Below are 21,908 nucleotides of genomic sequence, written 5' to 3'. Positions count from 1 at the left end.
TCCCACGGCTCCGGATCCCTCACGGGGCCGGAATGTCTCTGGCCCGGTGCGAGGGGGCGACAGGGCTGTCACTCCCGAGCACCGAGTGCCAGATCATCATAAGCACTCGACCCCTGAGAGTGCTAACCCCCGTCCGCTCCCGGCGCAGGCGTGTCCGGCCGCCGTCGCGCGCCCGCCCCGGGGACCCCGGACAGACGGCGACGCCGCCCGGGAGCTGGTCCCGGACGGCGTCCCGTCATGGCGATGCAGGGGCCTGCGCCCCGGAGGTCACTCCTCGCCGTCGCCCTCCTCGGAGTCCCCGGGCTCGGAGACGGCGATGAAGGTGATGCGGTTGTCGTACTCGTCGCTCTGGGTGGCCTCCCCGGCGCCGACCTCCTCGGCGAGGGCCTGCGCGGAGGCGGCGTCGGCCTCGTCACGGTAGTAGACGGCGGCCTCGTCCTGGGGCTGGTTGGCGGTGCCGACGCCGACCTCGGTCCAGCCGTCCTCCTCGAGGGTGTCCTGCCAGGTGCCGGCCAGGCCGTTGATGTTGGCGGCGTTCATCACCAGCACGGGGGTGGAGCGGTCCGGCTCTGCGGTGGGCTCCTCCTCGGCGGTGGTCTCCTCGCCACCCTCCTCGGCGCCCTCGCCGCCGTCTCCGCCGACGCTGGCCTCGGCGCTGGAGGCGACGGGCCCGGTGGTGCCCTCCTCACCGTCGCCGCCCAGGCCGTTGATGAAGAACAGCAGCACGAGCAGGGTCAGGAAGGCGGCCCCGATGATGAGGATGTAGACGAGGTTCTGGCGCCAGAACGGCTCCTCGGCGCGGTGGGCGCCGTGGAAGGAGGCCGCGTCGGCCTCGTCGTCGAACCGGTCCGGCGGGTACGGGTACTGGGAATCGTCTGCCACGGGTCCATTACACCAGGGCCACGGGGCGACGCGCGGGAGCACACGCCCCGGGCGGGGGCGTCGGGGAGGTCACGCGGCGGGCGACGGGAGCGCCGGTCAGGCCACCTGTCCGGGGTCGTGGGCGGTGGTCCCGGCGTCCTCGCGGCGGCCGCGCAGCCGGTGCACCAGGGCGGGGGCGGCGCGCAGCGCGCGGGGGTCGTCGAGCAGGGAGTTGAGCCGCACGTAGTAGGCGGTGCGGGACAGGCCGATCTCCTCGCGGATGGCCCGCTCCTTGGCGCCGACGTAGCGGAAGGTGCGGCCCTCCAGCTCCAGGATCCGTCGGTCGCGGTCGCTCAGCGGCGCCGCGGCGGGGGCGTCCGCGGGCAGGGCGGGATCGACGGGGGACGGCATGGTCCGAGCCTACGGGCGGGCGCAGGGGCCGCCGTCCAGGCGCGCCGCGACGGCGACCGCCGAGCGCCCGCGCGGGGCCGTGCGGGCGCCTGGGAGACTGGCTCCATGTCCGCACCCCTCGCCGAGATCATCAGCCCCGACTGGGCCCGCGCCCTCGCCCCCGTGGAGCCCCGCATCCACGCCCTCGGCGACATGCTGCGCCAGGAGACGGAGGCCGGTCGCGGCTACCTGCCCGCGGGCAATGCCGTGCTGCGGGCCTTCACCCGGCCGATGGAGCAGGTGCGGGTGCTGGTGGTGGGCCAGGACCCCTACCCCACCCCCGGGCACCCGATCGGCCTGTCCTTCGCGGTGGAGCAGCACGTGCGGCCGCTCCCCCGCTCGCTGGGCAACATCTACAAGGAGCTGCAGCAGGACCTCGGCATCGAGCCTGCCGTCCACGGGGACCTCACCGCCTGGCAGGACCAGGGCGTGCTGCTGCTGAACCGGGTGCTGACCGTCGCACCCGGCGAGCCGGCCTCGCACCGCGGCCGCGGCTGGGAGGAGGTCACCGAGTGCGCCATCCGGGCGCTGGTGGAGCGCGGCGGGCCTCTGGTGGCGATCCTCTGGGGCCGCGACGCCCGCAACCTGGCGCCGCTGCTGGGCGACGTGCCGCGGGTGGAGAGCCCCCACCCCAGCCCCCTGTCCGCCTCCCGCGGCTTCTTCGGCTCACGGCCCTTCTCCCACACCAACGCGCTGCTGGAGCAGCAGGGCGCCGCGCCGATCGACTGGCGGATCCCGCCGGCGGCCTGAGCGCGCCGGTCACCGGAGCCCGCCGACCACCCGTGCCCGCCGCGTCCGGCATCGGGGAGGACGCCTCGCCCGTCGGGGGCGGGCACTACTGTGGGGACGAATCCGGCGGCCGCAGCGGTCGCCCCGCGCCCCGCTCACCCCGCCGATCCGACGTGGAGGATCCGATGCCCCTGAACGCCAGCCAGTTCTCCCCCCAGGGCCCCGGGGTGGACTACGACCCGCACTGGTACCGCCGCGCCGTGTTCTACGAGGTGCTGGTGCGCGCCTTCGCCGACGGCAACGGCGACGGCACCGGCGACTTCTCCGGCCTGATCGACCGGCTGGACTACCTGCAGTGGCTGGGCATCGACTGCCTGTGGCTGCCGCCCTTCTTCGCCTCCCCGCTCAAGGACGGCGGCTACGACATCTCCGACTACGAGGCGGTGCTGCCCGAGTTCGGCTCGATCACCGACTTCGAACGGCTGGTCTCCGAGGCGCATCGCCGCGGCATCCGCGTGATCATCGACCTGCCGATGAACCACACCTCCGACAAGCACCCCTGGTTCCTGGAGTCCCGCTCCGACCCGGAGGGGCCCTACGGCGACTTCTACGTCTGGTCGGACACCGACGAGAAGTACCAGGACGCCCGCATCATCTTCGTGGACACCGAGGAGTCGAACTGGTCCTTCGACCCGGTGCGCCGCCAGTTCTTCTGGCACCGCTTCTTCTCCCACCAGCCCGACCTGAACTTCGAGAACCCGGCCGTGCGGCAGGCGATGTTCGACGTGGTGAAGTTCTGGCTGGACAAGGGCATCGACGGCTTCCGCGCCGACGCGATCCCCTACCTCTACGAGGAGGAGGGCACCGACGGCGAGAACCTGCCGCAGACCCACGTGTTCCTCGCCGAGCTGCGCGAGTACGTGGACGCGAACTGGCCGGGCCGCGTGATCATCGCCGAGGCCAACCAGTGGCCCGCCGACGTGGTGGAGTACTTCGGCTCCGAGGACGACCCCGAGTGCCACATGTGCTTCCACTTCCCGGTGATGCCGCGCCTGTTCTACGCGCTGCGCGAGGGCTCCGCGAAGCACATCGTGGACATCATGGAGGACACCCCGGAGATCCCCGCGGGCGCCCAGTGGGGCACCTTCCTGCGCAACCACGACGAGCTGACCCTGGAGATGGTCTCCCCGGAGGACCGCTCCGCGATGCTCGGCTGGTACGCCCCGGACTCGCGGATGCGCGCGAACGTCGGTATCCGGCGCCGCCTGGCGCCGCTGCTGGACAACTCCCGCTCCGAGCTGGAGCTGATCCACGCGATGCTGCTGTCCCTGCCCGGCTCCCCCTTCCTGTACTACGGGGACGAGATCGGGATGGGCGACAACATCTGGCTCGAGGACCGCGACGCGGTGCGCACCCCGATGCAGTGGACCCCCGACCGCAACGCCGGCTTCTCGGAGATCACCGACCCCGGCAAGCTGTTCCTGCCGGTGATCCAGAACCTGGTGTTCCACTACGCGACGGCGAACGTGGAGGCGCAGATGGCGCACTCCGGCTCCCTGCTGCACTTCGTGCGCTGGATGCTCGCGGTGCGCAAGCAGCACGAGGCCTTCGGCATGGGCTCCTACCGCAACGTGCCCTCCGACTCGGACCGGGTGCTGGCCTTCACCCGCACCTACGACGGCGCCGAGTACGGCGAGGACGCGGAGTCGCACGCGGAGACCCTCCTGTGCGTGTTCAACCTGGCCTCCCACCCGGTGACGACGACCCTGGACCTGGGCGGCCTGGCCCGCCGCACGGTGCGCGACCTGTTCGGCGGCCACGAGTTCCCGGCCATCCAGGACGACGGCAGCCTGTCCATCACCCTGGGCTCGCACGGCTACTACTGGCTGCGGGTGCGCCCGCTGCAGGCCGACGGGGAGCCGATGACCCACACCACGGCGATGCCGGTCATCGCGCCGGAGGGCTGAGCCCGGCCCGCCCGGGACCGCCGCGAGGGATGTTTCACCCGAACCCTGGACCCGCGCTCGGGACTTTGCCTGCCCTGTGCACATTCGGGAGGCCCTCGTGGCCGGGGGCCGGGCGGCACCGGGTAGTGTGCTCGGCCGGGTCGGGCGAGGAGCGCCCGGATCACGAAGGGAGACCGGTGTGACCACACCCGCCTCGGCCGCCGAGGAGGTGCGCGACCCGCGCACCTCGCCCCAGCGTCTGCTGGTGCTCACCGAGCACCGCCCGGACCTGCACCAGGCGATCCTCGAGCACCCCAACTGCCCGCAGGCCGCGAAGGACTGGATCCTGGTGCGCGTCCGCCAGCAGGGCGGAGGCACACCCGTGCAGGTGAACGGCGGGGCCGTGCCGGTGGCCGGGACCCGGGACCCGCACGAGGCGGCGACCGATCCGGGCTTCGCGCCCGTCGCCGGCGGCGGGGACGACTGGGGCCTGGTCGGCTCCGGCGCGGCCGCCGGTGCGGCCGGGGGCACCGCCGCGGGGGGCGCCCCGCCCTCCCAGCAGGGCCGCGAGCGCCGCCGCACGGGCCTGGCCTGCGGCGGCTGCGCGATCCTGGCCCTGATCCTCCTGGTCGCCGGCGTGCTGATCGGCAACACCCTGCGCACCGGCGGCGACTCGACCGCGGACTCGGGATCCACGACGAGCGCGGAGGAGACCACTCCGGAGGAGGAGTCCTCCAGCGCCGAGGAGACCACCAGCGAGGACCCGGTCTCCCCCGCCCCGGACGACGCGGTCGAGGTCGGATCCTTCGCCTCCCCCACCGGCAACATCCGCTGCTCCCTCGAGGAGGACTCCGCCTCCTGCACGGTGGTGGACTGGGACTACGGCGACGGCGAGGAGAACTGCGCGGATGCGGACACCTTCGCGATCACCGTCGCCGGGGAAGACCCCTCCGTGGACTGCGGCGGCTCCTACGGCAGCACCGGAACCACCCTGGAGTACGGCACCACCAGCGCGGTCGGCGACATGGCCTGCACCAGCGAGTCGGACGGCATGACCTGCTGGAACGTGATGACGGGCCGCGGGTTCATGGTGAACCGCTCCTCCTACGACACCTTCTGACCCGTCACCGGACCAGACTCGGGCATCCCGGGCGCTACGGTCGGGGCATGGACCTCGATGCCGGGCGACGCCGCACCTATCGGGCCGTGGCCGGGGGCGGTACCTGGGTGCTGGAGGGCGAGGACGGGCCCTGGCAGCCCCTGCGCCTGGAGCCGCCGCGCACCCTGGAGCGCTGCACCGTCCCCTGGACCCAGGGCTACCGGGTCGGGCAGGGCGACGCCCGCCGGGACGCCCTCTTCGACACCCTCGACCGCGGGGCGAAGCGGGTGCTGCGCAGCTGGGCGCCTGAGCCCGCGGGCCCGCCCCGCTCAGGCGCCGAACAGGGCCTGGCCGAACATGGTGTCGGCCTCCCCCACCCCGGGCAGGATCGCGAACAGCCCCGAGCCGATGTGCTGGATGTACTCGACCAGCGCATCAGTCCCGAGCACATCCAACACGTCGCACCGCGGATCACGCTTACTACACGGCGTGCAGTTCGCCAGTAAGTTGCATTCGCGCGAGTCACTAGCGTCGCGCCCCTACTCCCTTGCAGGAGTACAAAGCCGCCCGGGGTGGTCAGCTAGCCCTTGCGAACCTCGGCCTTGACCAGCGGGTTTGCGAGATCACATTTACGAGTTGACGACGTAGGAAGATCTGTCAAGTCTGACACGCCACGGTGTGCCACTTTTCACGCAGGCCGCAGGCTTGTATCCCTTCGGGCAGGTGTGCTATGACCCCGCAACCCCATACCTTTGCCGCAGCAAACACGACTTCGTGTGTCGACTTAGCGGCTGGCGCTGGCTCGAGTGTCGTGGCGATCAGTCAGACAGCTCGGTAAGATGGGATCCACCTCCACTTGGAGGCATTCGCGAGGCTCCGCCGGCTACTCCGGTGGTCGGCGGATGCCTCTACAACGAGAGGAGGTGATGGGTATGGCTAATGGCTTCGAAGGTCATGGCCGTCGGGCTCGACGGTCGCCTTGCAACAAGAAGACCACGATCGCCGCGGTCACTCGTGGCTGGGTTCCGCGGCTGATCGTGGCTCTTGTGAGGCTGGCAATCCTCATTATGTCGACCTTCTGAGGAGTCTCAGTAAGTCGACCGGTGGGCCCGTCACCGATGCCAGTGGCATCGGGGCGGGCCTGCTTCTCTCAGTCGGTGGACGATGCAGGGTCCTCTGGGAGTGTTCCGTCCATGCAACAAGCATAGCCACTTTTGGGAGATTCTCAAAAGGGCCAGTCCGGTACCGGAGCCGACTTGCCACCCTGAGCAGCGACTATGCCTCGCTCACACCCGGAGCTTCACACTTGCGAACCACAAGCAGTGTGGGCTGTACCAGCGACGCCCGACGACCGTGGCACTCAGAATGTGCTCGTGTTCGTTGAGTTCGATCGGCTCAGGCGGGCCAGGCGCGACTCAAGACAGGAGAGCTGGAGACGGGAATCGAACCCGCAACCACCTGTTTACAAGACAGGTGCGCTACCGTTGCGCCACTCCAGCGGACGGGGCCGGTCGGATCACCGTCCGGCCCCCTGAGCGTATCCGAGCAGGCTCGGATACGCCGTGGGTGAGGGGCGGGGCTCAGCCCTCGCCATCGTCGGAGGCGCCGCCCGCGTCGGACGCGCCGCCGGCATCGGAGGCGCTGGAGCCGCCGGCCGCGAGGACCGCGTCGTAGAACGCGCCCTCGGTGGTCCAGTCGCCGAACTCCTCACCGTCGATGGTGACGTAGGGGGTGCCGCCGCCGGTCTCCTCGCCGTAGGGGTTGGCGACGTCGTCGACCCAGTCCTCGTAGGTGCCCGCGCTCATGCACTCCTCGACGGAGTCGGAGGCGCCGGCCTCCTGGGCGTAGCCCCAGATCTCCTCGTCGGTCAGACCCGCGGAGTTCTCGGCGGGCTGGTTCTCGAACATCAGGGTGGAGAAGGGCAGGGCGTTGGCCGGGTCGTCCTCGTAGACGCAGACCAGGGCGTTGGCCGCGCGGGTGGAGTAGTCGCCGGTGGTGGAGGCGGTGTCCAGGAAATTGCGGGGCACCAGACGGATGGTGGCGGCCTCGTCATCGGCGAGGGTCTGCATGTCCGCGGTGTTGATCTGGTCGAACTGCCCGCAGTAGGGGCACATGAAGTCGAACTGGATCTCGACCACCGGGGCGCCCGAGTCCTCGGGGGCACCCACGCTGAGGGAGGTCTCGTCCTCGCTCATGCCCGCCGGCACGGCGACCGGGCCGGCGGGTCGCGTGGCCTGGTAGATGAGGTACACGCCGCCGGCGACGATCAGCAGCGCGAGCACGGTGACCACGGCGATCACGACGTTGCGGATGCCGCGCTGGCGACGGAGCTCGGACTGGCGCTGCTTGCGCAGGGCCTCGCGCTGCGCCTCGCGGCGCTCGGCCGCGGACTGCGGGGAGTTCGAGGGGGGCATGGACGCTCCTCACGCCGGGGGCGGCGACGGGTGGACGGTGGGCCGCGGGCAGTCTAGCCGGGCGGGCGTGGACGCTCCCTGGCAGGGAGTCCCGGGCCACACGGGCGCATCCCGCGGTCCGGCACCCGGGGAACGGGGTGCGCTCAGAGGCGCCAGACGGCCACGTCCTCCAGCCGGAAGCCCCCGGCGAAGGGGAAGTAGTCGACCATGCCCTGGCGGGCCAGGATGGTGGCGATCACGGCGCCGATCATCAGCAGCAGGAGCACGCCGAGCACGGCGGTCCAGGTGCGGTCCGGAGCGGCGGCGTCCATCACCCGATGGGCCCCGTGGCGGGTGGTGGGGCTGCCCAGGCCCACCCAGGTGACCAGCACGGTCACGGCCATCGCGGTGCCGAAGGCGACGCCGTCGGGCAGGGCCTGGTTCAGCCCCAGCCAGGCGATCGCGTCCACCGCGATGCCGACCACGAGGCCGAGGATCAGCGGCAGCAGCGCCTGCAGGGCCGTCTCGACCAGACCCCAGAGGAAGCGGAAGGGTGCGGCGAAGCCGACCTGCACGCGGGGGCCGGAGCCGGTGGCCCCCTTGAACCGGCGGTTCTCCACGGCCCGGTGCGAGCGCTCCCAGGTGCGGGCCAGCGCACCGAGCAGCAGCAGCGCCGTGAGCGCCACGTAGGGGGCGAGGGCGCCGAGGGCGATGAGCAGGACGTTGCCGGCCCACACCAGCAGGGTGCGCTTCGGCGCGGCGGCCGCGGCAGGCCAGGGACCGGCCTGGCCGGGCTGCTGACCGGGGTAGCCGGGGTGGGGAGTCATCTGCTGCCCGGGCGGCGGCGCCACGGGACGCTGCTGCGGGGCGTAGCCCTGCGGACCGTATCCCTGCGGCGGGCGCCCCTGCTGGGGGTAGCCCTGCGGGGGATACCCCTGCTGCTGGGGCGGAGGCCCGCTCAGGCCCGCGGTGGGCTGCTGGCGCTGCGGCATCGGCGCCCGCACGACGGGCATCGGGGTGGTGGCGGGGCCGACGGCGGGCAGGGCCTCGGTGGGGTCCGGTACCGGGGTGGCGGGCAGGGCCTGCGTGCGGTCGGCGTCGTCTCGGATCGGCGGGAGGGCTTGGGTGCGGCCCTCGTCCTCGCGGATCGGCGGCAGCGCCTGGGTGCGGTCGGGGTCCGGGGCGGCGGCCCGTTCGGCGTCGAGGGCGCGGGGGCGCTCCTCGCCCACCGGGTCCATCGCCGCCGTGGGCGGACCGGCGTCGTCGTCCTCGTCGAGGATCGGGGCCATCGCCTGGGTGGCGGCGAGGTCGTCCTCGTCCGTGGCCGCGGCAGCGGAGGCCAGGGGCGTCGTGGCCCCGGCGGCGGCCGCCCCGGCCACGGCGCCGGCCGCGGCACCCGCGGCGGCTCCGGCGGGGAAGGCGGCGGTGCGGCCCTGGGTGTCGAGCGCCTGGGTCTCCCCGGCGTCGTCGTAGCGCTCCAGGTCGAGCCCGGCCAGGCGCTCGATGAGCTCCTCGGGGTCGGGGCGGGCGGCCGGATCGGCCTGCAGGGCGTCGCGCAGCCAGGCGTCCAGCTCGGTCGGCACGCCCTCGACATCGATCTCGCCGCGCTCGGCGCGCAGGAAGACGAGGTCGGCGCGGCCGGTGCCGAAGGGCGGGCGGCCGGTGGCGGCGAAGGCCAGCACGGCGGCCCAGGCCCACCAGTCGCCCGCGGCGGCGGTCGAGTTGGTCCGCACCACCTCGGGGTCGAGGTAGGCGGCCGTGCCCATCACCAGGCCGGTGGAGGTCAGGCGGGACTCCTCGGCGGCCACCGCGATGCCGAAGTCGATGATCACGGGATCGAGCCGGTTGCCCTCGGGGTCGAAGCCGTCCAGGTCGGCAGCCTCGGCGCCGCGCAGCAGCACGTTGGAGGGCTTGAGGTCGCGATGGATCACCCCGGCCTCGTGGATCACCCGCAGGGTCTCCCCCAGGGTGGTGCCGATCTCGCGCACCGCCTCCGGGTGCAGCCCGCCGCGCTCGATCACGGCGTCCTCGAGGGTGGGGCCGGGGACGAACTCGGTGACCACGAAGGCCTCGGAGGACTCCAGCTCCGCGTCGAGGATCCGCACGATGTTCTCGTTGCGCACGCTGCGCTGGGCGGCGACCTCGCGGGCCAGACGCTGGCGGGCGCGGGGGTCGTCGGCGATGTCGTGGCGCAGCAGCTTGATGGCGACGTCCTGGTGGTCGGCATCGCTGGCGCGGTAGACGATGCCCATGCCGCCGGCGCCGATCCGCTCCCCGATCCGGTAGCCGGAGTCCTGGGCGAGCGCGACCAGCCGCGGGTCGGCGCGGGGCACGCGCGGGCGCGAGGTGGAGTCCATGCCCGCCATGCTACGGAAAGCCCCGTCGCCGCCCCGGCGCGCACACCCGCTCCTCCCCTCCCGCACACGGAACCGGCACATCCCGGGGACCGTCGACCCTCGCCACATACCCCCGCGGGGTATAGAATCGAGCCCGACCGCCGCCACCGAACCTCCCGGGAGGACCAGCATGAGCACCACCGCCGTCGCCGTCGAGGGCCTGACCTGCGGCCACTGCGTCGGAGCCGTCACCGAGGAGGTCTCGGCCCTGCCGGGCGTCACCGAGGTCCGCGTGGACCTGGTCGCGGGCGGCACCTCCACCCTGCACGTCGAGGCCGAGCGGGAGCTCGCCCGCGAGGAGCTGGCCGGCGCCCTCGACGAGGCCGGCGACTACCGCCTCGCCTCCGCCTGACCCGCTCCTCGCTCCCCAGGCCGGGCCCCCGTGCGAGCGCGTCATCGCTGGTGACGGGGCCGCATGGGGAGTCCTCCCCCACCGCCGGCCGGACACGACCGTGAGACGATGCGCACAGCGGCACGGTGGGTGCCGCCGGGCGCGTCCGCCCGATCCCGGGCGCGGAAAGGTGGACGACCATGCGCTCGAACCTCTTCGACGCCTCGAACCAGGAGCGACAGACCACGGACCGGTGGACCCTGCAGTCCTCCAAGATGCTGCGCTGCGCCCTCCAGCCGCAGTCCCCCGAGATCATCTCCGCCCAGGGAGCCATGGTCGCCTACCAGGGCCAGATGGACTTCTCCTACCAGGGCTCCGGCGGCGGCATGAAGCTGCTGAAGAAGATGGCCACCGGCGAGGGCGGCAACCTGATGCGGGTGAAGGGCCAGGGTGAGGTGTTCTTCGCCAAGCGGGCCGAGGACATCTTCCTGATCCAGCTCGAGGGCAACGACGCCCTCACCCTGAACACGAAGAACCTGCTGGCCTTCGACTCCTCCATCCAGTGGGACATCCGCTCCCTGGGCGGCTCCGGCTTCATGGCCGGCGGCCTGTTCAACCTGCTGCTCCAGGGCGCGGGCATGGTCGCCGTGACCTCCGACGGCCCGCCGATGCTGCTGGACTGCTCGCAGCAGCCCACCTACGTGGACCCGCAGGCCGCGGTGTGCTGGTCGGCGAACCTCACCCCGAACATCAAGAGCGACTTCAAGATGGGCTCGCTGATCGGTCGCGGCTCGGGCGAGTCCTTCCAGCTCGGCTTCCACGGCCCGGGCTTCGTGGTGGTCCAGCCCTCGGAAGGCGCCCCCGTCGTCTCCGGCTCCTGAGCCGCGGACTCCCCGAGGCCCCGGTCGGACGTCGATCCGTCCGGGGCCTCGTCATGCCTACGATGACGGGGTGAGCATCGCCCCTCCCCCGACGCTGGTCGACGCCCTCGAGGCGCTCGGGCCCGACGGTCGCCGACGCGCCGCCGCCGCCGCGGGCGGCATGGTCGCCGCGGACGTCTCCGGCGCCACCCCGCTGCTGGACCCGGTGCCGGTCGTGCTCGACGCCGAGGCATGGGAGCAGCTCTCGGCCGGGCTGGTGCAGCGCGCCCGCCTGCTGGACGCCCTCTACGCGGACCTCTACGGTCCCCGCACGATCTTCTCCACCGACGTGGCCCCGAGCAGCGCGCTGCTCGCCGACCCGGCGTACCTGCGGCCCGTCACCGGCATCCCGGCCCGCGGGGACCACCACCTCTTCGCCCTGACCTGCACCGTCGAGCGCACCGTCGGCGGCGAGTGGAGGGTGCTGGCCGACGAGCTGGACGTGCCCGGCGGCGCGGGCCTCGCCCTCGAGGTGCGCCGCTCCCTGTCCCGGGGCGCACCGAGCCTGTACGGCTCGACCCCGCTGCGGCGCCTGCACCCCTTCTTCGACCGGGTCCGCTCCGCCCTGCACCAGCGCACCCGGGCCGACGGCCGGGCCGGCCGCGCCGTGGTCATCACCGACGCCGGGGCCGAGCCGCTGCGGGCCTTCGACCAGCACTGGCTGGCGAACCTGCTGGGCACCCCCGTCGTCTCCCCCTCCGACCTGCGCACCGGCTCCGGCACCGTGACCCTGCGCCTGCCGGGGGCGGAGCCGGACCCGAGCGAGACCGTCGACGCGATCATCCGCCTGGCGCCCTCGGCGCGGCTGGACCCGCTGGACCTGGGGCCCACGCCGCTGGGCGGGGTGACGGGGCTGGTCGAGGCCGCCCGCTGCGGCGACGTCGAGATCCTGAACCCCCTGGGCAGCGGTCTGCTGGAGAACCCGGAGCTGGGGGCCGCGCTGCCGGACCTGTGCCGGCAGATGCTCCACGAGGACCTGCTGCTGCGCCCCGCCGACCCCGCGCAGACCGAGCCCGCCGCCTGGCCGGGCCTGGACCCCGCCGGCGGGCATGCCCTGGTGCCCCGCCCGCTGCGGCTGCAGCTGCTGGTGATGGCCACCGAGGACGGCTTCGAGGTGCTGCCCGGCGGCGTGGCCCGCAGTCACGACGAGCACCCCGAGGTGCTGCGGGACGTGTGGGTGACGATGCCGGAGAGCTCCGCGCCGGCCGCCGCGGCCCCCTCCGGGGGCGTCGGCCCGCTGGAGGCGCCCTCCGCGGAGGTGGAGGCCATCTCCTCCTACCCGGCGATGACCCGTTCGATCGCCTCGGACCTGTTCTGGTTCGGCCGCTACCTGGAGCGGGTGGACTCCACCGCGCGGCTGCTGCGCACGGTCCTGGACTCGACCAACGACCTCGCCGCCGAGTCCGGGCCCGCTTCCCGCACGGCGCTCGGGGTGCTGCTGGGCGCGGTCACCGACGTCACCACCACCTATCCCGGCTTCCGCAGCGTGGACGTCGAGGACACCACGGCGGTGCGCACGGAGATCGCGAGCCTGCTGACCGACCTAGGCCGCCCCGGCTCGCTCGCCCAGTCCTTCGCCTCCCTCGCCCGGACCACCCGCGGCCTGCGCGACCTGGTCTCGGACAGCGTCTGGCCGGTGATCGCGCGGATGCGCTCGCGGATCCGCGGCCTGGACGGCGAGCAGCCGCTGGAGCAGGGGCTGACCGACATGGTGGAGGGCTGCCTCGCGCTCTCCGGCGCCGTCTCCGACTCGATGCCCCGCAACCTGGGCTGGGACCTCACCCAGACGGGCCGCCGGCTGGAGCGGGCCCTCGGCCTGCTGGCCCTGCTGCAGGCCGCCCTCGGGCGTCGCCGCACCCGCCAGGCGGAGAGCCGCATCGCGGGGGCCGTCGCCGGGATCACGGAGTCCGGCGCCACCTACCGCCGCACGTACCACGCCTCCATCCAGGCGGAGCTGCTGGTGGAGATGCTGCTGGGGGACGCGACGCTGCCCCGTTCGATCGCCTTCCAGCTCGAGCAGCTGGCCGAGTCCCTGGACCGTCTGCCGGAACCGACGCCCGCCGTGGAGCTGCGCGCGCCCCTGGCGGCGCTGCGGGTGCGCGTGGGCTCCTGGGAGCCGCGGGAGCTGCTGCGCCCCGCGGACCGCAGCGTCGGCTCCCCCACCCCGCTGATCGAGGAGGCCGCCGAGGCGATGCGGACCCTGCGCGAGCTGGCCACCGCGGTGGAGAACCGCTACTTCCGGCCCTCCGAGGCCACCTCCCCCTGGGGGGTCGACGATGTCTGAGTCACCAGAGACTCCGGGGACCCCGGCGACCCCGCCGCCGCTGCCCGTCGTGCCGCTCCGCGTCGAGGGCGTGGAGCCGGCCGGCCTGGACTACCGGGTGCACCACCTGACCTCGTACCGCTACGCGAAGCCGGTGACCCGCAACTACGGCCGTGCGCACGTGGAGCCGCGGGCCACGCCCTTCCAGCGGGTGCTCTCCCACGAGGTGACGGTCGATCCGGCCCCCGCCCGGCTGACCGCGCACACCGACTTCTACGGCAACTCCTCCACCTATCTGCTGGTGGACGAGCCCCACGAGCGGCTGGACGTGCACTCCCGGGCGCACGTCACCGTGCAGGACCGCCGCTACCCGGCCGAGACCATGCAGCGCCCCTGGGAGCAGTGCACCCCGGAGCACTGGGGGCCGCTGATGCCCGCCTCCAGCCTGGACTTCGTGCACCCCTCCCCGCGGATCCCGGCGGTGTCCGGGGCGCGGGAGATCGTGGACGCCGTGTTCACACCGGGCCGGCCCATCGGGGAGGCGCTGGCCGCGCTGACCGGGCTGATCCACACCGACTTCACCTACGACCCGGCCGCCACCACCGTCGCCTCCACCCTGGAGGAGGTGCTCAGCGCCCGCCACGGCGTCTGCCAGGACTTCTCCCACGTGGGCCTCGCGGTGGCCCGCGCCGCCGGCCTGGCGGCGCGCTACGTCTCCGGCTACCTGCGCACCGCGCCCAGCGCGGAGGGCCGGCTGGGCACCGAGCCGGCCGGGGAGATGATCGGCTCGGCCGCCTCCCACGCCTGGCTCAGCGTGGTGGTGCCCGGCACCGGCTGGGTGGACATCGACCCCACCAACCGCACCTTCGTGGACCAGCGTTTCGTGACCACCGCCTGGGGCCGCGACTACGCGGACGTGCCTCCGCTGAAGGGCATCGTGATCGGCCCGCCCGGCGCCAGCTCCACGCTGCAGGTCGCGGTCGGGGTGGTGCCGGTCCCCGCCGGGTCCTGATCCCGCCGGGTCCTGATCGCACCGGATCCTGATCCCGTCGGGGACCGAGCCGAGGGGCCCGGGCCGAGGGGCCGGACGGTCGGGCGTGGTCCCCGTGCAGGCCAGCAGGACCTTCCGCGGCCCGGGGCACGGCCGATGCTCCTACCCTGGGAGCACGCCGGGAATGCCCGGTGCCCTCACCTCCGCCCGGAAGGGATCCCATGAGCCACGCCGCCCTCGCCCCCGCCGCCCCCAGCGGGGACACCCGCATCCCCAAGCCGCCGCTGCTCGCCCGCGAGCTCGAGGACGCGATGCTCGCCAAGGCCACCTCGCCGCTCGGCCGTATGTTCGTCCTCGCCCTCACCGGCGGCGGCTTCATCGCACTGGGCTTCGTGTTCATGGTGACCTCGCAGCAGGGCATGGCCGAGGTCCCGCTGGGCATCTCCAAGCTCCTCGGGGGCGTCGTCTTCTCCGTCGGCCTGGGCCTGGTGGTGATCAGCGGCTCGGACCTGTTCACCGGCACCACCCTGACCACGATGCCGTGGCTGTCCAAGCGACTGAGCAGCGGGCGGATGCTGCTGCACTGGGGGATCTCGCTGCTGGGGAACCTGCTGGGCGCCCTGACCATCGTGATCCTGGTGATGCTCGCCGGCACCCCCACCACCAACGGCTCCGCCTGGGGCCTGGTGGTCCTCAACATCACCCAGGGCAAGCTCGGCTACGAGTGGCACCAGGCCTTCGTGCTCGGCATCCTCGCCAACCTCGCCGTCTGCCTGGCGGTGTGGGTGGCCGCCTCCGGCCGCACCATGACCGACAAGGTGATCGCCGTCGTCGGACCCATCGCCCTGTTCGTGGCCACCGGCTTCGAGCACTCGGTGGCCAACATGTTCATGCTGCCGATGGGCTGGGTGGTCCACGAGTTCGCGGGCAGCACCTTCTGGACGGGCGAGGCGATCGCGACCGCGGGCGTCACCCCCGCGGACTTCGACATCACCGTCGGCGCGATCCTGGCCGACAACCTGGTGCCGGTGCTGCTGGGCAACATCGTCGGCGGCGCCGTCTTCGTCGGCGTCTACTTCTGGGTGGCCTACCGCAAGGACGCCGACGACCGCTCCTGACCCCGTCGAGCCGGCCGTCAGTGCGGCGGTGGGGCCGCTCCCACCTGCGTGTTCATACTCGGGTTGATCCCGTTCACACGACGTGGGCGTGGCTGAATATCGCGTATAGAGTGGAGCGGAATTCCATGCGCCGCCTGACGCACCCGACCAGGCGCCCCACCCCGGGCGCCGTGAGACCGAGGTGAGATGACCTCTCCGCAGCCCCAGTCCCCTCAGCCCTTCCGGCTCGCCGTGATCGGCGCGGGCCCGGCCGGCGTCTACGCCGCCGAGACCCTGCTGCGCTCCGCGCCCGTGAAGAACGGGGAGCTCGAGGTCGAGATCGACCTCTTCGACCGCTTCCCGGCGCCCTTCGGGCTGATCCGCTACGGCGTCGCCCCCGACCACCCGCGCATCAAGGGCATCATCACCGCCCTGCACCGCATCCTCTCCCGCGGCGACATCCGCTTCCTGGGCGACGTGGAGTTCGGCACCGACCTCACCCTCGAGGACCTGCGCACCCACTACGACGCCGCGATCTTCGCGACCGGTGCCCTCAAGGATGCCGACCTCGACGTGCCCGGCATCGAGCTGGAGGGCTCTTTCGGCGCCGCCGACTTCGTGGCCTGGTACGACGGCAACCCCGATTACCCCCGCGAGTGGCCGCTGGAGGCCGAGCAGCTCGCCGTCATCGGCAACGGCAACGTGGCCCTGGACGTCTCGCGCGTGCTTGCCAAGGGCGCCGACGAGCTGCTGAAGACAGAGATCCCCGACGCCGTCTACCAGGGGCTCGCCGCCGCGAGGACCACCGACGTGCACGTCTTCGGTCGCCGCGGCCCCGCGCAGTCCAAGTTCTCCCCGCTGGAGACCCGCGAGCTGGCCCACCCCCAGGGTGTGCAGATCGTGGTGGACCCCCGCGACCTGGAGCAGATCGGCGAGGCCGAGCGCGAGGCCATCCGCGCCGACAAGCGCACCGACCAGATCGTCACCACCTTCGAGGGCTGGGTCGAGCAGCAGCGCGAGCGCGAGGCCTCGGGCGCCGAGCCCACCGACGCGCACGGCGGCCCCGTGAAGCGCCGTCTGCACCTGCACTTCTGGCACCGCCCCGTCGAGGTGCTCGGCGAGGACGGCGCGGTCACCGGGATGCGCTTCGAGCGCACCCGCCTGACCGAGGACGGCTCCCTCGAGGGCACCGGCGAGTTCGTGGACTACGAGCTGGGCGCCGTGTACCGCGCGGTGGGCTACCACGGCTCCGAGCTGCCCGACCTGCCCTACGACGCGACGCGCGGCGTGATCGTCAACGAGGCCGGCCGCGTGGTCGACACCGACGGCACCGTGCTGCCCGGGCTGTACGCCAACGGCTGGATCAAGCGCGGCCCGATCGGCCTGATCGGCGCCACCAAGTCCGACGCCCTGGAGACCATCTCCAGCCTGCTCGAGGACCGCGAGGCGGGCACCCTGCCGGTCGCCCGGGAGCGGGACAACGACGCGATCCTGCGCGTGCTCGACGAGCGCGGCGTGGAGTACACCAGCTGGGACGGCTGGACCGCCCTGGACGCGCACGAGGTGGCGCTGGGCCAGGACGCCCTGGACGCGGAGGGCAGCCCCCGCGCCCGGGTGAAGGTCGTCGAGCGCGAGGAGATGGTGCGCGTCTCCCGCGAGGCGATGGCCGCCGCCGAGACCGCGGAGCCGGAGCCGGCCCAGGTCTGATCCGCTCCTCCTGCCGCGCGGGCGTCGTCCATCCCGGACGGCGCCCGCGTCGCGTTCCTTCGCGCACATTCGCCGGGGCCGCCGCCCCGCGGGATCGCCCTCCCCTTATAGTGGAGTGACTGTTCCACTATCGAAGGAGGCGCCATGCGCACCCTCATCCACGACACCTTCGGCGATCCGGCCGAGGTCATCACCGTGCGCGAGGTCGAGGACCCCCGCCCCGCCGCCGGCGAACTGCTGCTGCGCACCCTGCTGGCCCCGATCCACCACCACGACCTGTGGACCATGCGCGGCAGCTACGGTGTGGAGCCCGAGCTCCCGGCCCGCCCCGGCAGCGAGGCCGTCGCGATCATCGAGGAGCTCGGTGAGGGCGTGGAGGGCCTCGAGGTCGGCCAGCGCGTGGCCGTGGCCTCCGCCCCCGGTGCCTGGTCCGAGCGCTTCACCGCCCCGGCCGCCGCGGCCGTCCCGCTGCCCGACGCCCTGCCGGACGAGGCCGCCGCCCAGCTGGTGGCGATGCCCTTCAGCGCCGTCTCCCTGCTGGACTTCCTGGACCTCGAGGCCGGGGACGTGCTGGTGCAGAACGCCGCCACCGGCGCCGTGGGCCGCCTGCTGGCGCAGTTCGCCGTGGCCCGCGGGGTGCGCGTGATCGGCCTGGCCCGCCGCGAGAGCGGCGTGGAGGAGCTGGCCGCCCAGGGCATCACCGACGTGGTCGCCACCGACACCGAGGGCTGGGAGGACCGCGCCCGGGAGCTGATCGGCGAGGGCACCGTGCGGGTGGGCCTGGACTCCGTGGGCGGCGAGGCCGCCACCCAGGTGCTGAACCTGCTCAGCGACGGCGGCCGCCTGGTCGTCTTCGGCGCGATGGCCGCCTCCACGATGGCGCTGCCCTCGGGCCCGATCATCTTCCGCGGCCTCACCGTCGAGGGCTTCTGGGGCGCCCGGGTCTCCGCCGAGATGGAGCCCGCCCACCGCGCCGAGCTGATGCGGGAGATCATCACCCGCCTGCTCAGCGGCGAGGCCACCCTCCCGGTCGCGGCCACCTACCCCCTCGAGGAGGCCGCCGAGGCCGTCCGCGCCACCCTGGGCGACGCCCGCGGCGGCAAGGTGCTGCTGCGCCCCTGAGCGCCATCGCGTGATGCGCGGCCCCGGCGGATCAGTTCCGCCGGGGCCGCGGCCTGTCCGGCACCCGGTGCCCGGTCCCCGACACCCGAACGCACCCTGAAGCCCGGTTGAGGCACGACGGCGTCCATCCGACACAGGCAGGCGGCAGGTGGCGTGCACGATGCACGTCGCCTGCCGCCTGGATGATCCGGGTGGACAGGTGCCCCCGACCGGGGTCAGTCGTCGGAGACGGAGACGTTCACCGGAATGTTGCCCCGGGTGGCGTTGGAATAGGGGCACACCTGGTGGGCGGCCTCCGCCAGCTGCTGGGCGGTGTCGTGGTCCAGCTCGGGGATGACCACCTCGAGGTCCACGGCGAGGGAGAAGCCGCCCTCGTCGGTGGGGTTGATGGACACGCGGGCGCCGACGCTCGAGCCCTCGATGGAGACCTTCTTCTGGCGGGCGACCATCTGCAGCGCGGAGTGGAAGCAGGCGGAGTAGCCGGCAGCGAAGAGCTGCTCGGGGTTGGCGCCCTTGCCGGAGCCGCCCATGGCGACCGGGATGGCGAGGTCGAAGGCGAGGTCGGACTCGGCGACCTCGACGTGGCCGTCGCGGCCGGCGCCGGTGGCGAGGGCCTCGGTGGAGTAGAGCGTGCTCATGGTGGTGTCCTTCCGTTGGATGGTCAGGCGATGGGGTGCGGGCGGCGGAGCAGGGCGAGCGCGGATTCCAGGAACCCGGCCGCCGCCTCGCCGTCCACCCGGGTGAGGGCCAGCGCGGCGACCAGGGAGGCCACGCAGGTCCGGGTGAGGTGCTCGCGGTCGGCCGCGGAGGCCTCCGGGAACCGCGCCGCGATGCCGCGCCCGAAGGACTCGGCGAGCTCGGAGCGGTAGGCGGAGACCACGGCGGCCACCTCGGGGTCGCGGGCGATCCCGGAGCAGGCGGTGTTCACCAGCAGGCAGCCGTCGGGCAGGGTGTGCCCGGCGGGGTCGAGCACCAGCTCGCGCACGGTGGCGAGGTAGTCGACGATCGCCTCGGGATCCACCTGCTCGGCGCGCAGCCGGGCCAGGCCCGGACGCACGACGCTCGCGAGGTAGTCCTCGATGGCGGCATCGAACAGGCCGCGCTTGGAGCCGAAGGCGTGGTAGATGCTCGAGGAGTTCAGGCCGGTGGCCTGCTGCAGGGCGGACACGGAGGCGCCCTCGTAGCCCTCGCGCCAGAACAGCTCGCGGGCGGAGGAGACCACCGCGGCGGTCTCGAAGCGGGGGAGCCTGCCCATCTCACATCCTTGCCTGTCGGTGACGGTGCCCGACCAGACTATAGTGGAGTGAGCGTTTCACAAAAGTCTCGCGCCTGATCCGTCCGCCACATCGGCGTGCTCGCCGCACCCGCCACGCGCGGCACCTCGCCAGAGCATCACCCTCAATCCCCTTGGAGCCCCACCGTGCTGATCCTCGCCGCCGTCCTCGCCCTCGCCGCCGCCGCGCTGCACGCGGTGATCTTCCGCCTCGAGTCGCTGGTGTGGGGCTCCCCCGCCGCCCAGGCGATCTTCGGCGAGCAGTCCGCCCAGGAGGTCGCCGCGACGAAGGAGATGGCCTTCAACCAGGGCTTCTACAACCTGTTCCTCGGCATCATGGCGGCGGCCGGCGCGGTGGCGGCGCTGCTGGGCGCGACCACCGTGGGCCTCACCCTGATCCTCGCGGGCACCGGCGCGATGCTCGCGGCCGCGACCGTGCTGCTGCTGAGCTCCCGCGCCCACCGCTCCGCTGCGATCAAGCAGGGCACCCTCCCCCTCCTCGCGGTGATCACGAGCCTCCTCGCCCTCGCCCTCTGACCCGGACCGCACACCGGGCACCGGGCACCGGCACCTCGGTCGCCCCGGACGCCCCGGACGCCCCGGACGCCCCGGACGAACTTTTCACCGTCTCACTTCCACCAATGGAAGTGAGGCGATGAATAGTGTGCGGCCCCGGCGCCACCGATCCGGCCGACGCTCCGCACCGCGCCCCCGACCTTTTGACCTTTGTGCGCTCACGAACCGTGCACGGTTCATGAGCGCACAAAAGCGCGAGAAGGCGGCCCCGGATGGGTCCCACCCAGGAGGCCGGGCGCGGTGCACGGGCGGCGGGCGGCCGGGCGCGCACGGGCGAAGCAGACCGCCCACGAGGCCGGGCGCGGATGAGGCCGCGCGCCCCGAGGCGCCCGGCCCCGCCCGTCAGCGGCGGATGGAGGCGAGATGGTCGGCGATGCGGTCGACCGCGTCCTCGAGCAGGTCCACGCCAGGCAGGGTGACCAGGCGGAAGTGGTCGGGGGTCGGGTAGTTGAAGCCGGAGCCGTGCGTGACCAGCAGCTTCTTCGAGCGCAGCAGGTCGTAGGCGAACTGCTCGTCGTCCTCCATGCGGTACATCTCGCGGTCGACCTTCGGGAACATGTACAGCGCACCCTGGGCCTTGACCACGTCCACGCCGTCGATCGCGCTGAGACCCTCGTAAGCCACGTCGCGCTGCTCGCGCAGGCGACCGCCGGGCAGCAGCAGCTCGTGCACGGACTGGTACCCGCCGAGCGCCGTCGCCACCACGTGCTGGGCGGGGACGTTCGGGCACAGCCGCATGTTCGAGAGCACGTCCAGACCCTCGATGAAGCTGGCCGCCTCCTCCTTCGGACCGTACAGCGCCATCCAGCCGGCCCGGAAGCCCGCCACCCGGTAGGCCTTGGAGAGCCCGTTGAAGGTGATGGAGAGCAGGTCGGGGGCGAGGCGCGCGATGGGGGTGTGCACGGCGTCGTCGTAGAGGATCTTGTCGTAGATCTCGTCGGCCAGGATCATCAGGCCGTGCTTGCGGGCCACCTCGACGATCTCGCGCAGCACCGGCTCGGGGTAGACCGCGCCGGTGGGGTTGTTGGGGTTGATGACGACGATGGCCTTGGTGCGGGGGGTGACCTTGTCGGCGATATCGCTGACGTCGGGCTGCCAGTCCTGCTCCTCGTCGCAGCGGTAGTGCACGGCGCGGCCGCCGGCGAGCGCGACCGAGGCGGTCCACAGCGGGTAGTCCGGGGAGGGCACGAGCACCTCGTCGCCGTCGTCCACGAGGGCCTGGCAGGTCATCTGGATCAGCTCGGAGACGCCGTTGCCGAGGTAGATGTCGTCCAGCTCCATGCCGGGCATGCCGAGGGTCTGGTAGTACTGCGCGACCGCGCGGCGGGCGGCGGGGATGCCGCGGGAGTCGGAGTAGCCCTGCGCGGTGGGCAGGCTGCGGATCATGTCGACGAGGATCTCGTCGGGCGCCTCGAAGCCGAAGGGGGCGGGGTTGCCGATGTTCAGCTTGATGATCTTGTGCCCCTCGGCCTCCATGCGGGCTGCCTCGGCGGGCACCGGTCCTCGGATCTCGTAGCAGACGTCGCGCAGCTTCGAGGACTGGGTGAAGAACATCGGGCCTCTCCTTCGACCGGCCGGACACCCCCGACGGGGCGCCGCGGACCCGCGCGCCGTGCGCGGGACCGGCCCAGGCTATCCCCGCACCGGGCGTACCCCTTGACGTGACCGCCCAGCGGTATTACTTTCGGCGCGTAAGTAACCACGGGCGATGCTGACCGTCTACGCCGGGACGGGTCACCGATGCCCCGACGACG

General features: G+C 72.9%; 19 protein-coding genes and 1 tRNA gene. 11 read left to right on the top strand and 9 right to left on the bottom strand.

Going from position 1 to position 21,908, the window contains the following annotated elements:
- Positions 1–267: 267 nt before the first annotated feature.
- Together OM98_RS06350 and OM98_RS06345 are read right to left on the bottom strand one after the other, a co-directional pair.
- Positions 268–882 (bottom strand): LytR C-terminal domain-containing protein, encoded by a 615-nt coding sequence (locus OM98_RS06350; RefSeq protein ID WP_010533764.1) that lies wholly within the window; start codon positions 880–882, stop codon positions 268–270.
- 96 nt (positions 883–978) lie between these two features.
- Positions 979–1,272, bottom strand: a complete 294-nt coding sequence (locus tag OM98_RS06345) for a DUF3263 domain-containing protein (RefSeq protein WP_010533763.1) — start codon at positions 1,270–1,272, stop codon at positions 979–981.
- A 105-nt stretch (positions 1,273–1,377) separates the two neighbouring features.
- On the opposite strand from OM98_RS06345, the gene OM98_RS06340 reads away from it, so the two are divergent.
- The 3 genes from OM98_RS06340 (at position 1,378) to OM98_RS06330 (ending at position 5,106) form a co-directional block, all read left to right on the top strand.
- Positions 1,378–2,061 (top strand): uracil-DNA glycosylase, encoded by a 684-nt coding sequence (locus tag OM98_RS06340; RefSeq protein WP_010533762.1) that lies wholly within the window; start codon positions 1,378–1,380, stop codon positions 2,059–2,061.
- 164 nt (positions 2,062–2,225) lie between these two features.
- A complete protein-coding gene (gene treS / locus OM98_RS06335) occupies positions 2,226–4,007 on the top strand; it encodes a maltose alpha-D-glucosyltransferase (RefSeq protein WP_010533761.1) in 1,782 nt (593 codons plus the stop codon).
- A 178-nt stretch (positions 4,008–4,185) separates the two neighbouring features.
- Positions 4,186–5,106, top strand: coding sequence for a variant leucine-rich repeat-containing protein (locus OM98_RS06330; RefSeq protein WP_010533760.1), 921 nt, complete (start codon positions 4,186–4,188; stop codon positions 5,104–5,106).
- 308 nt (positions 5,107–5,414) lie between these two features.
- Here the strand turns inward: OM98_RS06330 and OM98_RS15995 are convergent, their stop codons facing one another.
- The 4 genes from OM98_RS15995 to OM98_RS06315 all read right to left on the bottom strand — a co-directional run bounded on the left by OM98_RS15995 (position 5,415) and on the right by OM98_RS06315 (position 9,835).
- Positions 5,415–5,534 carry a Dyp-type peroxidase gene (locus OM98_RS15995; RefSeq protein ID WP_217491413.1) on the bottom strand — a complete coding sequence of 40 codons (120 nt, stop codon included), beginning with the start codon at positions 5,532–5,534 and terminating at the stop codon, positions 5,415–5,417.
- Between the two features lie 978 nt (positions 5,535–6,512).
- Positions 6,513–6,584 (bottom strand) — tRNA-Thr (locus OM98_RS06325).
- A gap of 81 nt (positions 6,585–6,665) precedes the next feature.
- Positions 6,666–7,499, bottom strand: a complete 834-nt coding sequence (locus OM98_RS06320; protein WP_010533758.1) for a DsbA family protein — start codon at positions 7,497–7,499, stop codon at positions 6,666–6,668.
- A gap of 143 nt (positions 7,500–7,642) precedes the next feature.
- Positions 7,643–9,835, bottom strand: coding sequence for a serine/threonine-protein kinase (locus OM98_RS06315; RefSeq protein ID WP_010533757.1), 2,193 nt, complete (start codon positions 9,833–9,835; stop codon positions 7,643–7,645).
- Positions 9,836–10,004: 169 nt separating this feature from the next.
- Here OM98_RS06315 and OM98_RS06310 point away from each other — a divergent pair, with 169 nt between their 5' ends.
- The 7 genes from OM98_RS06310 to OM98_RS06280 all read left to right on the top strand — a co-directional run bounded on the left by OM98_RS06310 (position 10,005) and on the right by OM98_RS06280 (position 18,305).
- The gene (locus tag OM98_RS06310; protein WP_010533756.1) at positions 10,005–10,226 is read left to right on the top strand and encodes a heavy-metal-associated domain-containing protein; all 222 of its coding nucleotides are present in this window, start codon (positions 10,005–10,007) and stop codon (positions 10,224–10,226) included.
- A gap of 179 nt (positions 10,227–10,405) precedes the next feature.
- Entirely contained in the window at positions 10,406–11,086 is a 681-nt protein-coding gene (locus OM98_RS06305) for an AIM24 family protein (RefSeq protein ID WP_010533755.1), read from the top strand.
- Between the two features lie 70 nt (positions 11,087–11,156).
- Positions 11,157–13,409 (top strand): circularly permuted type 2 ATP-grasp protein, encoded by a 2,253-nt coding sequence (locus tag OM98_RS06300; RefSeq protein ID WP_010533754.1) that lies wholly within the window; start codon positions 11,157–11,159, stop codon positions 13,407–13,409.
- Positions 13,402–14,400: a transglutaminase family protein gene (locus OM98_RS06295; RefSeq protein ID WP_050812645.1), complete on the top strand. Its 999-nt coding sequence runs from the start codon at positions 13,402–13,404 to the stop codon at positions 14,398–14,400. The genes OM98_RS06300 and OM98_RS06295 overlap by 8 nt, the downstream gene beginning before the upstream one ends.
- Before the next feature lie 200 nt (positions 14,401–14,600).
- The gene (locus OM98_RS06290) at positions 14,601–15,497 is read left to right on the top strand and encodes a formate transporter FocA (protein WP_010533752.1); all 897 of its coding nucleotides are present in this window, start codon (positions 14,601–14,603) and stop codon (positions 15,495–15,497) included.
- A gap of 186 nt (positions 15,498–15,683) precedes the next feature.
- Positions 15,684–17,183, top strand: coding sequence for an FAD-dependent oxidoreductase (locus tag OM98_RS06285; protein ID WP_010533751.1), 1,500 nt, complete (start codon positions 15,684–15,686; stop codon positions 17,181–17,183).
- A 144-nt stretch (positions 17,184–17,327) separates the two neighbouring features.
- Positions 17,328–18,305 carry a zinc-binding dehydrogenase gene (locus OM98_RS06280; RefSeq protein WP_010533750.1) on the top strand — a complete coding sequence of 326 codons (978 nt, stop codon included), beginning with the start codon at positions 17,328–17,330 and terminating at the stop codon, positions 18,303–18,305.
- Between the two features lie 215 nt (positions 18,306–18,520).
- On the opposite strand, the gene OM98_RS06275 is transcribed toward OM98_RS06280, so the two are convergent.
- Positions 18,521–18,943 carry an organic hydroperoxide resistance protein gene (locus tag OM98_RS06275; RefSeq protein ID WP_010533749.1) on the bottom strand — a complete coding sequence of 141 codons (423 nt, stop codon included), beginning with the start codon at positions 18,941–18,943 and terminating at the stop codon, positions 18,521–18,523.
- A 23-nt stretch (positions 18,944–18,966) separates the two neighbouring features.
- Entirely contained in the window at positions 18,967–19,560 is a 594-nt protein-coding gene (locus OM98_RS06270) for a TetR/AcrR family transcriptional regulator (protein ID WP_010533748.1), read from the bottom strand.
- Between the two features lie 165 nt (positions 19,561–19,725).
- On the opposite strand from OM98_RS06270, the gene OM98_RS06265 reads away from it, so the two are divergent.
- Positions 19,726–20,115, top strand: coding sequence for a DUF1304 domain-containing protein (locus tag OM98_RS06265; RefSeq protein WP_010533747.1), 390 nt, complete (start codon positions 19,726–19,728; stop codon positions 20,113–20,115).
- Between the two features lie 381 nt (positions 20,116–20,496).
- On the opposite strand, the gene OM98_RS06260 is transcribed toward OM98_RS06265, so the two are convergent.
- A complete protein-coding gene (locus tag OM98_RS06260; RefSeq protein WP_010533746.1) occupies positions 20,497–21,708 on the bottom strand; it encodes a pyridoxal phosphate-dependent aminotransferase in 1,212 nt (403 codons plus the stop codon).
- Between the last annotated feature and the right edge of the window lie 200 nt (positions 21,709–21,908).

Origin of the sequence: Brachybacterium squillarum M-6-3 (assembly GCF_000225825.1) — a bacterium.
GTDB lineage: Bacteria > Actinomycetota > Actinomycetes > Actinomycetales > Dermabacteraceae > Brachybacterium > Brachybacterium squillarum.
Note: the sequence above shows the minus strand (reverse complement) of the source record. Positions and strands in the feature narration are given on the sequence as shown.